The sequence below is a fragment of the Corynebacterium fournieri genome (assembly GCF_030408775.1).
Classification (GTDB): domain Bacteria; phylum Actinomycetota; class Actinomycetes; order Mycobacteriales; family Mycobacteriaceae; genus Corynebacterium; species Corynebacterium fournieri.
On record NZ_CP047210.1, the window covers coordinates 2,271,028 to 2,283,044 of the forward strand.

General features: G+C 66.1%; 10 protein-coding genes and 1 pseudogene. 5 read left to right on the forward strand and 6 right to left on the reverse strand.

All coding sequences use genetic code 11. From position 1 onward, the window contains the following. Nucleotides 1–2: 2 nt before the first annotated feature. The 3 genes and pseudogenes from CFOUR_RS10830 to CFOUR_RS10840 all read right to left on the reverse strand — a co-directional run bounded on the left by CFOUR_RS10830 (nucleotide 3) and on the right by CFOUR_RS10840 (nucleotide 4,266). Nucleotides 3–1,520 carry a glycosyltransferase family 87 protein gene (locus CFOUR_RS10830; RefSeq protein ID WP_290179457.1) on the reverse strand — a complete coding sequence of 506 codons (1,518 nt, stop codon included), beginning with the start codon at nucleotides 1,518–1,520 and terminating at the stop codon, nucleotides 3–5. Beyond that, a pseudogene (locus tag CFOUR_RS10835) lies at nucleotides 1,521–3,726 on the reverse strand (transglycosylase domain-containing protein). A 177-nt stretch (nucleotides 3,727–3,903) separates the two neighbouring features. Beyond that, nucleotides 3,904–4,266, reverse strand: coding sequence for a DUF5318 family protein (locus CFOUR_RS10840; RefSeq protein WP_085958379.1), 363 nt, complete (start codon nucleotides 4,264–4,266; stop codon nucleotides 3,904–3,906). A gap of 70 nt (nucleotides 4,267–4,336) precedes the next feature. Here CFOUR_RS10840 and CFOUR_RS10845 point away from each other — a divergent pair, with 70 nt between their 5' ends. From CFOUR_RS10845 to CFOUR_RS10855, 3 genes are all read left to right on the forward strand, one after another. Continuing rightward, nucleotides 4,337–4,801, forward strand: coding sequence for a MarR family winged helix-turn-helix transcriptional regulator (locus CFOUR_RS10845; RefSeq protein WP_290179459.1), 465 nt, complete (start codon nucleotides 4,337–4,339; stop codon nucleotides 4,799–4,801). A 196-nt stretch (nucleotides 4,802–4,997) separates the two neighbouring features. Then, nucleotides 4,998–5,906 carry a universal stress protein gene (locus CFOUR_RS10850; RefSeq protein WP_143338975.1) on the forward strand — a complete coding sequence of 303 codons (909 nt, stop codon included), beginning with the start codon at nucleotides 4,998–5,000 and terminating at the stop codon, nucleotides 5,904–5,906. Nucleotides 5,907–5,916: 10 nt separating this feature from the next. Then, nucleotides 5,917–6,375, forward strand: a complete 459-nt coding sequence (locus tag CFOUR_RS10855) for a hypothetical protein (protein ID WP_085957136.1) — start codon at nucleotides 5,917–5,919, stop codon at nucleotides 6,373–6,375. Here CFOUR_RS10855 and trhO read toward each other — a convergent pair. The 3 genes from trhO to CFOUR_RS10870 form a co-directional block, all read right to left on the reverse strand. Next, a complete protein-coding gene (gene trhO / locus CFOUR_RS10860) occupies nucleotides 6,347–7,246 on the reverse strand; it encodes an oxygen-dependent tRNA uridine(34) hydroxylase TrhO (RefSeq protein WP_085957135.1) in 900 nt (299 codons plus the stop codon). The two genes, CFOUR_RS10855 and trhO, sit on opposite strands and share 29 nt — an antisense overlap. A gap of 69 nt (nucleotides 7,247–7,315) precedes the next feature. Further along, nucleotides 7,316–7,651 carry a helix-turn-helix domain-containing protein gene (locus CFOUR_RS10865; RefSeq protein ID WP_085957134.1) on the reverse strand — a complete coding sequence of 112 codons (336 nt, stop codon included), beginning with the start codon at nucleotides 7,649–7,651 and terminating at the stop codon, nucleotides 7,316–7,318. 54 nt (nucleotides 7,652–7,705) lie between these two features. Continuing rightward, nucleotides 7,706–9,199, reverse strand: a complete 1,494-nt coding sequence (locus CFOUR_RS10870) for a DUF1846 domain-containing protein (protein ID WP_085957133.1) — start codon at nucleotides 9,197–9,199, stop codon at nucleotides 7,706–7,708. Nucleotides 9,200–9,256: 57 nt separating this feature from the next. Here CFOUR_RS10870 and CFOUR_RS10875 point away from each other — a divergent pair, with 57 nt between their 5' ends. Both CFOUR_RS10875 and CFOUR_RS10880 read left to right on the forward strand, forming a co-directional pair. After that, entirely contained in the window at nucleotides 9,257–10,837 is a 1,581-nt protein-coding gene (locus CFOUR_RS10875; protein ID WP_290179464.1) for a bifunctional ADP-dependent NAD(P)H-hydrate dehydratase/NAD(P)H-hydrate epimerase, read from the forward strand. A gap of 3 nt (nucleotides 10,838–10,840) precedes the next feature. After that, nucleotides 10,841–11,791: an NAD(P)-binding domain-containing protein gene (locus tag CFOUR_RS10880; RefSeq protein WP_290179466.1), complete on the forward strand. Its 951-nt coding sequence runs from the start codon at nucleotides 10,841–10,843 to the stop codon at nucleotides 11,789–11,791. Nucleotides 11,792–12,017 lie beyond the last annotated feature (226 nt).

Sequence of the window (12,017 nt, forward strand, 5' to 3'; positions counted from 1 at the left end):
CACTAAACCTTCGCGTCGACGGGCTCGGGCTCGGTGGGGGCCGAAGGGACGTCGTCAAGCAAAGGCTCCTTCCACTCGGAAGGAAGCGACATCAACGGGTCGTGGCCGTTGTGCGCGTCGCGCACCTTGTCGCGGCGGTGGCCCAGGATCTGCTGCACCACCAGCACCATGATGGCGATGATGAACGCGTCGCGGGCGATGATGACGGTGTTGAGCAGCCAGCCCGGCGCCCCCAAGTTGTCCACGCCCATCATGTGCCACATCAGGATCGGCCAGACGGCCATGTCCACGGTCATCCAGCTCAGCAGCAGGCGCCAGTGCGGCAGCGCGAGCACCGCGGGAATGACGAACCAGAGGGAGTACTGGGGGCTCCACACCTTGTTGAAGATGAGGAACAGGCCCACGATCAGGCACACCAGCTCCGCAATGCGCGGGGTCTGCGGCGCCTTCAGGCCCAAGATGAGCACTCCCAGGCAGCCCAGCAGGAACAGGATCAGGGTCACCGCGTTGAGGATCACCGGGGCGCCCTCGCCAGAGTCGAAGCCCGTCCAGCCCGTCATTCGTGAAAACACCGCGTAAATGGTGGTCCACTCCCAACTGCGCTCCGTGTTCAGGCGGTTGAACTCGCTCCACGCATCCGGGTTGCGCAGGTAGACAGGCACGTTGACCACAAGCCAGGACACCACCATGGCGGCCAGCATCTTGCCAAACGGCGCGAGGTCGCGCTTGCGGATAGCCACGGTCAGGTACGCGCCGAGCAGGAAGATCGGCCACAGCTTAAACGCGGTGCCCAGACCGATCATCGCGCCTGCGAGCCAGAACTTCCGGTTGCGGGCGGCCAGCATCGCAGCCACGGCGAAGAAGATGGACGGGATGTCCCAGTTGGTAAAGGCGTGGACGATCAACAGCGGCGAGCCCGCCACCAGGAGGGTGTCCCAGACGCGGTTGCCGGCCAGCTCCGCGACCATACGGATGGTGATGACCCAGATGATGGACAGCAACAACGCGGTGACGTAGAAGTACCAGCCGGAATCGGGCAGGAAACTGTCCACCAGGAAGTAGGTGCTGCGGGACAGCCAGGCGGACAGCTGCTGGAACAGGCCGGCGAGCACCGGGTACTCCATGTAGCGGGTCAGGCCCTCTTCCACCCACGAGTAGTCGTAGACGAAGCCGCCCTTGTCCAGGCCGCGTGCGCCGTAGAGCGGGATGATGTCGTTGTAGCAGGCAGCCGTGAACTGGCGGTTGCCGTCCCAGTTGAGTTGGATGATGCCGTTGTCGTCCGCCTTGCCGCCGGCGCAATGCGACTTTTGCAGCAGGCCGAAGGACAAGAAGACGTAGGCGACGGCGAGGATGGAGCGCAGCGGCGTCCAGAACCTGGCGCGGCCGATCTGGGCGAAGCGGCCCATCGGACCGCCGAGGAATTCCACCCAGCCGCGCGCGAGCGGCTCGGTGCGCGCCGGCTGGACGCGATCAGCCGGATCCGGCCAGGTGACCTTCGGGGTCTGCGTGCTTTCAGACATTTACTGGAACGCCTCCTGGACTTGGCCAATCACATCGTTGACAGTGTCACGCAAGGCTGGCGCCTCCGGTGCCGGTGCGGGAACCGGGGCGGGAGCCGGTGCCGGGGCGGGCGCGGGGGCAGGCGCCGGAGCGGCCGGAGCTTCCGGCGCGGGGGCCTCCGGGGCGCTCGCTGGGTCCGGGTTCGCCTGGCTCGACGGAGCCTGCGAGTTGTCCGGCGTCTGGTTCGAGTAGGAGTTGTAGGAAGGCGTGGGGTTGGAGTAGTAGCCGCCCAGGCCGACACCGCCGTTGTAGGGATTCACGCCCCAGTACACGGGGTTGGCGTTGGGGAAGCTCTGGAATTCCTGGCCCTCCAGCTCGGTGTCCAGGATTTCCTTCCAGATCTTCGACGGGGTGTTGGAGCCGAACATGTTGCCGCCCCACTCGTTGAAGATCGGGGAGGTGTTGTCGGCGGTGCCCACCCACACGGCAACTGCCAGCTGCGGGGTGGAGCCGACCATCCAGGCGTCCTTGTTATTGCCGGTGTTGCCCATCTGGGCGGTACCGGTCTTGGCCGCGGACGGGCGGCCGCCGGCCAGCGTGGCGTTGGAGTAGCCCACCACGCCCTGCATGGCCTGGATGGTATTGTCCGCCACCTGCTCGGATACGCGGCGCTCCGTGTAGTCGTTGTCTACCTGGTAGAGCACCTCGCCGTTGGCGTCCTCGATCTTTTCCACGAAGTGGGTCGGGTGCATCAGGCCGCGGTTGGTCAGGGTGGACACGGCGGTGGCCATGTCCAGCACGCGCGACTGGTACTGGCCCAAGACGATGCCCTCGTACGGCTGCCCGCCGTTTTCACGCAGGGTCATCGGGATACCCGGGATGGACTTGGCCACGCCGAGGGCGTGCGCCATGTCGGCGGTGTCCTGGGTGGTGTTGTCCAACTCGTCCTGGATGCGCATGTAGGCGGTGTTGGAGGACACGCGGGTGGCTTCGGACATGGACACCATGCCGCCGCCTCCGCCGTCCCAGTTGGTCACGGTGATGCCGCCGGGCAGAGTCACCGGAGAGGAATCGAACATCGACGTCAGCGGGATGCCCTGCTGCAGGGCGGCGGCCAGCGCGAAGATCTTGAAGGTCGAGCCGGTTTGCAGGCCAGCGTTGGCGTAGTCCCAACCGCTGGCGTCGTCGCCGCCGTAGTAGGCGCGCACTGCGCCTGTCGACGGATCCACGGCCACCACACCAGTACGTGCGTCGTCCTGCAGGTTGGCCAGGCGCTCCTTCGAGATGCGCTCCACGTTGGCCTGGGAACCGGCGTCGATGGTGGTGGTGATCTGCAGTCCTCGGTTAGTCAGATCGTTTTCGGTGATGCCAAGCGCCTCGAGCTCGGTGATCACCTTGGTTCTTGATCAAGCCGTTCGGGCCGGTGGCCTCCGTGTAAGCGGAGTAGGTGGCCGGGTCGCGCGTTTCCGGGTACTTCATCGCGGCGCGCTGCTCCGGGGTGACCTTGCCCATCTCCACCAGGCCGTCCATGACGTAGTTCCAGCGGGCCTCTGCGGCCTCGCGGTTCGTCCACGGGTCCAACTCGCTGGGCAGCTGGATGGAAGCCGCCAGCACGCCGCCTTCTTCCACGGTCAGCTGGGAGGCGGGCTTGCCAAAGAACGCGTGCGCGGCAGCTTCGACGCCGTAGGCGTTGCGGCCGAAGTACACGGTGTTCAGGTAGGCGCGCAGGATGTCTTCCTTCGACCACTCGTTGGTCATCTTCACGGAGTAGACCAGCTCGTTGGCCTTGCGCTCGTAGGAGTGCGCGTTACCCACCAGCGCGTTTTTCACGTACTGCTGGGTGATGGTCGAGCCGCCGCCTGCAGAGGGGTTGCCGGTGAGCTGCCCGATCGCCGCGCGGGCAAAACCGGTGGGCGAGAAACCGGAGTTGGTCCAGAAGTCGCGGTCCTCCGCGGCCAAGACGGCATTTTGGACTTCCTCCGGCACCGCTTCGAGGGCGATCTGCTCGCGGTTGCCCTCGGGCGGGACCAAGCGGGCGAGCTCGTTTTCGCCGTCGTTGAAGTAGATCGAGGAGACCTGCGCGGTTTCGATTTCCCCGGGCCCCGGGATCTCTGCGTTGGCGTACTTCCAGGCGAACCAGCCGACCGGGATGCACGCAAGAAGGAGCAGGAACAGCAACACTGCGAGGACCCATTGCCACGCACGGGACTTCTTCTTTTTCTTCACCGCCGTAGTGCCGCGGCCTTCATCGTCCGGCGCCTTCGCCGTTTCGGTGCTGTTTTCAGCGCTCTTGTCAGTCACACGTTTTCCCTGCACAATTGCACCCGCCGCGCCCGCGGGGAGGGCAAACAGGCGAGCTACCTACCAAATTCCTACCGGACACCCTACCTGCCCAGTTCAGATTCACACTACTGGTACGGCTGTGACTTCCTGTAACAGATGGTTCCATTTGCACGACGGGCATACCTCCACCAGATGCACCGTCAGCTCCCCCACCTCGGCGGCGAGCCGGTCTATCTCGTCCTCGCTGCGGGCCGTTCCTGTCCGCCTGCCCAACTTTTCGGAGTACACCCAGCGCACATCCCGCATCGCAGCCCCGCACACGGGGCACGGGCGGGGCGAGTCCACCCCATGGTGCTGCGCGGCGGCGCGTAACAGGAAGTCGGCGTCGCATGCGGCGTCGACAGGCAAGTGCCCACGCTTGAGCTCACGCAACGTCTGGCGCCGCTGCCACTCGTGGGACACCTCGTGCTCGTACGTGAACATCCTGGCCATCATAACCGCACTACGAGCTGCTAAGTTTTGTCCAAGCACGAAGCAGAAAAGAGGTACACAAGTGGCGGCGCACGAGGACCCCTCCGCGGAAGCAATGCGGATCGCGGCGGACATCCGCCCCGCGATGACCAGCTTGTACGTGGCGTATTTCCGCAATGCGCAGCACTCGGACCTCACCGGACCGCAACTTTCCGTGCTGCACCGCCTGGGTTTCAACGGCCCCACCCGCATCAGCAAACTCGCCAGCGAAGAGGGTGTGCGCCTGCCCACCGCCTCCAACACCGTCAACCAGCTGGAAAAGCGCGACCTGGTCCGCCGCGTGCGCTCGGTGGACGACCGGCGCGGCGTGTCCGTGGAGCTGACGGACTTCGGGCGCGATGAGCTCGAGCGCGTCGGCGCGGAGCGCACCCGCTCGCTCGCCCAGATGCTCAGCGCGTTGGACGCGGAGGCGCTGGAGAAGCTGGATGCGCTCACGGAGGTCCTCAACGACCTCGCACGCGCGTACGCCGCCGGCGCACCGGAGTAGCCCCGCACCGCACTGCGCTGCCCCTGTGCTGCACTGCGCTGCAGGGGAGCAGCTTTTTGACAGGCGGAGTGAATGTTTATGATGTGTTCAATATCCGATACACCGCCGAAGCGGACATTGTTCAAGGAGGACGGCTCTGAGCAGCTCGAATGGCGCTGACGGCCCGCGCCTTCCCGGTGTCGACTCGCCGGTGCGCGTGCTGGTGGGATGGGACGTTGCCAATACCGAGGCGGTGGAGTTCGCCGCCTGGCTCGGCCGCTGCGTGCCCGTCCAGATCCAGGTGATGGCCAGCACCCAGTCCCCGTGGTTCAAGTCCCTGGCCAACGCGGCAAAGGGCCGCAAAAAGCGGATGAAAGAGGCGCAGTCTTCCTTTGACTCCCGCGTGGAAAAGACCCTGAAGGAGCACATCCCGCAGTCCCACTGGTCCAAGCAGGTCGCCCGCCTGGTGGACAGCAAGGACACGGTGCGCTCCCTGTACGAGACGGCGGACGAGTTCGACGCAGACCTGATCCTTTTGGGCTCTCGCGCCAAGACGCCGAAAGGCCGCTTCCGCCCGTCCAGCGTGGCGGACGAGATGATGCGTTCGTCCCCCGTGCCGCTGGGCTTGGCCCCGCGCGGTGTGAAGCTGTCCAAGAAGGGCATCACGCGCGTGACGTACGCGATTGTGATGGAAGACGAGCCAGCGGAGCCGGACTTTTCCGGTTTGGACTACGCCACCACCATGGCCTGCGCCCTGGGCCTGCCACTGCGCATTATCGCCTTCTCACCCACTGAGTACGACAAGCACTCCTCCGCGTGGAACGAGCAGACCTTGGGCATCCTCGACCGCGCGCGCGACCACGCGTGGGCGCTGGCGGAGGAGTTCGCGCCGGATCGCTGCGACAACTTCGACGTCACCAGCGCGATTTCTGCTGCGAAGTCCTGGAAGCGCTCGATCGACTCGGTGAAGTGGAAAAAGGGCGACATCATGTTTTTGGGTTCCCAGCCGTCGCAGCAGCTGACCAGTGTGTTTGTTGGCACGCGGGAGGGCGAGTTCATCCGCTACGCCTCCGTTCCCGTTGTGGTGTGCCCGCGCCGGGCTCTGAAGACGCGAAACGGCCAGTAAGTTGGGCCGCATGGAGCATCCTGAGAACGACCTTCACTCCCCAGCCGACCGCTTCTCGCGCGTCCGCCCGGAGCCGCGTTCTTTCGACGACCTCGCAGATCAGCCCGATCCCCTCGAGGTGGATCGCCGCAACCGCCGCTCCACGCGCAACGCCATTTTCTTCGCGGCCGGCACGGTCGCGGTTACGCTGCTGCTGGCGTTCGTGCTCGCGGCGATCTCCCGCGCGCAGGGCGGTCCGCTTTGCGACGGCGACTCGGCTTGGCTGTGCACCGAGTCTTGGCGCACGTGGTGGGCGGTGGCCACCTCCATCCCGCCGGTTGCCGGTTTGCTGGGCTGCGCGGTGATTACGGTGCGCAAGCTCAACCGCTACGAGCGCTGGATCCCGTGGATGGGCGTGTTTTGGCTCCCGCTGGTGCCGTTCACCATGTCCTGGCTGATTCTCACCGTCGGGATGCTGGCTGCGCAGTAGCGCATTCGGCACAGTAGGGGTTGTCCTGCCTGCAGGCCTCGCAGCTGAGGTACTGGCGGCGGCACTCCGGTTCGTTGGCGCAGTTGTAAAACTGGTTGGTGGCCTCGCCGCAGTGCACGCAGTGGCCGAGCTGGACGTAGTCCGGGTCTCCCGGCGCGCCGAACTCGGTGTGCATGCGGTCGTCGAAGACGTAAAGGGAGCCCTCCCACAGCCCGGAGTTGCCGTACTGCTCGCCGTAGCGGACGATGCCGCCGTCGATTTGGTAGACCTCCTGGAAGCCGCGGTTGATCATGAGACTGGACAGCACCTCGCAGCGGATGCCTCCGGTGCAATAGGAGATGACGGGCTTGTCTTTCATCCAGTCGTACTTGCCGGACTCGAGTTCTTTGATGAAGTCGTGGGTGGTCTCCACATCGGGCACCACGGCGCCCTTGAACCTGCCGATCTCGGCTTCGCGCGCGTTGCGCCCGTCGAAGAACACGGCGTCCGGCTTTGCCGCCACAAGCTCGTTGACCTGCTGTGGTGTGAGGTGCTCTCCCCCGCCGACGACGCCGTTGTCGTCCACCTCCAGCTCGCCCGGCGCGCCGAAGGCGACGATTTCTTCGCGGGCCTTCACGCTGAGCTTGGGAAAGTCCTCTGCCCCGCCCTCGGACCACTTGAACTCGATGCCTGTGAAGTATTCCTTGGTCTTTTTGGCGTAGGTCTTGCAGGCGCGAATGTCCCCGCCGACTGTGCCGTTGATGCCGTGCTTGGACACGATGATCCTGCCGGTCAAGCCCAGGCCTTCGCAGAGGTCGCGCTGCCACAGGCGCACCGCGTCCGGGTCGGCGATGGGCTGGAACTTGTAGTAGAGCAGGATCTTGCTGGTCATGCCTGGCAGTGTAAGTCCACCCGGCCCGCGGGAGAAACTTTCCTGCGCCGGCACCAGCCGCTTCGCGCCCTACCCCCTCTTCTGCTTGAAGGCGTGCGCGTCGCGCATGTACACGCGGCGGTGCGTGCCCACCTTGTGGCCGGGCAGCTTGCCTTCGTCGATGAGTTTGACCACGAAGGGGCGGGAGACTCCGAGGAGGTCCGCCACCTGCTGGGTGGTCATCTCTTCTTCCGGCTCCGGCGGGCGCACGAGGCGCCCCTCCGCCATGTCTTCGAGCAGGTCGCGCACCCACACGGCGGTCTGCTTGGGCAGCGTGACGTGGTCTGCGGCCTGGGTGCGCGCGACCGCGAGGCCATCGTTGAGTTCGGCTAATGCAGCTTCCACCGGCGAATGCTGTTCCTGCATGTTCCCGACACTAAACGACAACCGAAACGAGCGCAATGGTTAGTGTTGGAAAACTTAGCGCTTGTGGTAGAGAGCCTTGCGCCAGTATTTCGGCTCGGAGGTGGCCAGCACCCCGAGGTTGCGGAAGATGCCCTCGTCCACGGACCCCAAGATGGTGGTGATGTGCGCATCGCACCCGCGCAACGCCTTGAGGTGCTCCAGCGCCAGCGCAGCCTCCGGGTTGGCGGAGGCGGACACGGACAGCGCGATGAGCACCTCGTCCGTGTGCAGGCGCGGGTTCACCGATCCCAGATGGCGGGTCTTCAGCGTCTGAATCGGCTCGATGGAGTCCGGCGAGAGCAAGTGCACGTCGTCGTCGATGCCGGCCAGCAGCTTCAGCGCGTTGAGCAGCACCGCGGCCGACGGCCCGAGCAGGTCGGAGGTCTTGCCAGTGACAATGCGCCCGTCCGGCAGCTCCAGCGCGGCACCGGGCTTGCCGGTGCGCTCCGCCACCTGAAGCGCCGGGGCCACCACGACACGGTCGGCGACGGTCAGGTCCGCCTTGCGCATCACGTTCATGTTGCGGTCGGAGACGGTGGAATCGGCGTCGGCGCGCCGCTCGTCCACAAGCGATGCGTAGTAGCGGCGGATGATCTCCTGCTCGGCCGCGTGCCGGCAGGCCGCGTCGTCGGAGATGCAGTAGCCCGCCATGTTCACGCCCATGTCTGTGGGGGACTGGTAGGGCTCCGCGCCCGTGGCCTCGCGCAGCAGGGTCTTCAGCAGCGGGAAGACCTCGATGTCGCGGTTGTAGCTGGAGACCTTCTCGCCGTAAGCCTCCAAGTGGTACTGGTCGATGACGTTGATATCGTCCAGGTCCGTCGTCGCTGCCTCGTACGCCAGGTTCACCGGGTGCGACAGCGGCAGGTTCCAGATGGGGAAGGTCTCAAATTTGGCGTAGCCGGCCTCGATGCCGCGCTTGTGCTCGTGGTAGACCTGCGACAGGCAGGTGGCCAGCTTGCCGGAACCGGGCCCCGGCGCGGTCATCACCACCAGGTCGCGGGTGGTTTCCACGTAGTCGTTGCGGCCGAATCCCTCGTCGCTGACCACCTTCGCGGTGTCGTTGGGGTAGCCGTCGATCATGTAGTGGCGCGCCACTTTCAACCCGAGTCGGTTCAGGCGTTCCATGAATGCCTCCACCTTCGGGTTCGGGCCCTCAAGCTGGGTGCACACCACGTTTTCCACCAGGAAGCCGCGGTCGCGGAAGACATCCACGAGCCGCAGCACGTCGTCTTCGTAGGTGATGCCCAGGTCTGCGCGCATTTTCTGGCGCACCACGTCGCCGGCGTTGAAGCAGATGACAATTTCCACTTCGTCCTTGATCCGGTCCAGCATGGCGATCTTGTTGTCGGGCGTGAATCCGGGCAGGACGCGGGAGGCGTGGTTGTCGTCGAAAAGCTTGCCCCCCATCTCCAGGTACAGCTTGCCGCCGACTTCGGCGCGCCGTTTCTGGATGTGCTCGGATTGCATCTGGATATATTTTTCTCGGTCGAACCCGATCTCATACGGCATGCGGTAAGTCTAGCGATTGCTTATCGACGATTGCTACGCCGACGTACCCTTTTGGGCATGGACGACTTCACCTGGACCGCCGAGCACATCCGCCTGGCCGAACAACCGCTGCTAGAGCGCCAAACCGAGCCGGATCAGCTCATGCGTTGCGCCGTGGCAGCGGTGGCCCAGGCAGCCCGGGACATGCTTGCCGCCCGCCCGCACGACGGGCGCAAGGTGCTGGTGGTGGCCGGACCGGGCGGCAACGGCGGCGACGGGCTCTACGCGGGCGCGCAGCTGGCGGCCGACTACACGGTGGAGGCGCTGTTGACCGCGGGCCACGCCCACGAACGGGCCGTTGAAGCCTTCCAACGCGCCGGCGGCACGGTGCTGGACGCGCTGCCGGACACCCCCTGGGACTACACCCTGGCCATCGACGCCATCACCGGCATCGGCGGCACCGCCGGGCTGCGGGCGGACCTTTCCGAGGTGGTGGCGTTGTTGGACTTCCCACAGTTGAGCGTGTTGTCCGTGGACGTGCCCTCCGGCATCGAGGCAGACACCGGCGACGGTGCGGCGCTGCACGTCACCGCAGACGCCACCGTCACCTTCGGCGGGTGGCGACGCGCCCACGCGCTCAACCCGGCCTGCGGCACCCAGCTGCTCGCGGACATCGCGGTCGGCCAGGACCGGCTTTCCCAGTCACTGGAGCAGCTCATCGAGGACGGCCAGATGGGGGAGACGCTACTGCTCAACGCCACCCGCGCCGTGCCGCCGGCCGGGGATTGGACCCCGCCGCTTGAGTGGATGCGCCCCGCGCGGGTCCATTCCGTGGCCCCGCAGCCCACAGACGACAAGTACAGCGGGGGAGTGGTGGGCATCCGCGCAGGCAGCGAACACTATCCGGGGGCCGCGCTTCTGGCCGTCGCCGGCGCGCTGCACGCCACGCCGTCCATGGTGCGCTACGTGGGCCCGCAGGCGGCGGAGGTGGTGCGGGCGCATCCGGAGGTCGTCGCAAAGCAGAGGCTCGAAGAGGCCGGGCGGGTGCAAGCGTGGGTGTTCGGGCCCGGTGCCGGAACGGACGAGTCGGCCGCGCGCGAGCTTGCGTGGGTGCTGGACCAACAGGTGCCCGTGCTTATCGACGCCGACGGCATCACCCTGATGGCCAACCACCCCGAGCTGCTCACACAGGCAGCAACGCGGAAGCTGCCGACCGTGCTCACGCCCCACGACGGGGAGTTTTCCCGCCTGCGCGACGCCGCGGATGCGCCCGCTTCAGACCGGCTCACGGAAACGCTGGAGCTGTCCCGCCAGCTGCGCTGCACCATCCTGCGCAAGGGACGCTGCACCGTCATTGCCACCCCGTGGGACACCGACACCGCCTACGCCATCGACGCCGGCGGCTCCTGGGCGGCAACACCCGGCTCCGGCGATGTGCTCTCCGGACTCGCCGGGGCGCGGATGGCACACGCGGCCGCCCGGCGCGGCGATCCGGAGTTTCTGGCCACGGAGATCGACGAGGCGCTCAACCACGCAGCCAACATCCACGCCCTCGCCGCGGCGCTGGCCGCCGAGACGCCGTTCGGCGAGGCACCCGCACCGGCAAGCCGCATCGCCTCATTCATCCGCGAGGCAACGGCAGCGCTCGGGGAGGACTAACCCATGCTCGACGCCCTGGTCATTGGCGCCGGCCAATCCGGCCTGGCTGTGTCTTACTACCTGCGCAAATACGGCGCGGACTTCGTCGTGCTGGACGCCGCTGACACGCCGGGCGGCGCCTGGCCGCACTACTGGGACGCGCTGACACTGTTTTCCCGCGCGGAGTTTTCCAACCTGCCCGGCTGGCCCATGCCCCACTACGACGGCTACCCGCCGCGCGACCACGTGGTGCAGTACTTGACCAATTACGAACAGCGCTACGACCTGCCCATCCGCCGCGGCGAGCGGGTCTCGCGGGTGGTTCACCGCGACTGCGCGTTTACCGCCAACGGGCTCACCGCCCGCAACGTGGTCATGGCCACCGGCATCTGGTCCGCACCGTTCGCACCCTTCGTGCCAGGCTCCTTCGCCGGCACCCAGGTGCACTCCGCCCACTACCGGCGGCCCGAGGACTTCGCCGGCCAGCGCGTCGCGGTCGTCGGCGGCGGCAACTCGGGCTCGCAGATCGTCGCCGACCTCGCGCTCGCCGGGGTGGACGTGCAGTGGTTCACGCGCCGCCCGCCGCAGTACATGCCCAACGACGTCGACGGCGAGCAGCTGTTCCGCCGCAACCGCGCGCGCTTCGTCGCCATCGCGCGCGGCGACGGCGACCCAGGCGGCGCCGACTTCGGCGGCGACATCGTCCAAGTGCCCGAGGTGCGCCGGGCGAAGGAGGCTGGCCTGCTCGAGGCCCGCGGAATGTTCGGCTCCCTTTCCGAGCTCACCGACTTTGACGCGCTGATCTGGGCGACAGGTTTCCGTCCTGCCCTGCAGCCCATTCGCGGCTTGGACCCGGACACGCCCGGGCTGTACGTCCTCGGCTTCGACAACCTCAACGGTCCGGGCGCCGGCACTATCGGCGGGGTCAGCCCCTTCGCACGCGACATCGCCCGAAAAATTACGGGGAAGCTCTAGCCCGTCGTTTTCCATCGCCTTCCTTGGGTTCGGGCCGATGTCGATACTTCAAATCGCCAAATCGCAGACCCACTGAGACATCAATACCTTCAAATCACAGACGTGTAATTTAGCCGTTGACAAGCGAAAACACCCCATGAAGGGCGTGACCGACACCAAATTTTTCCTTTAAATTTACTAAGAGTTATAGGTTTACGTTCCTGTAACCTGCGAGTTCCTTGAATTT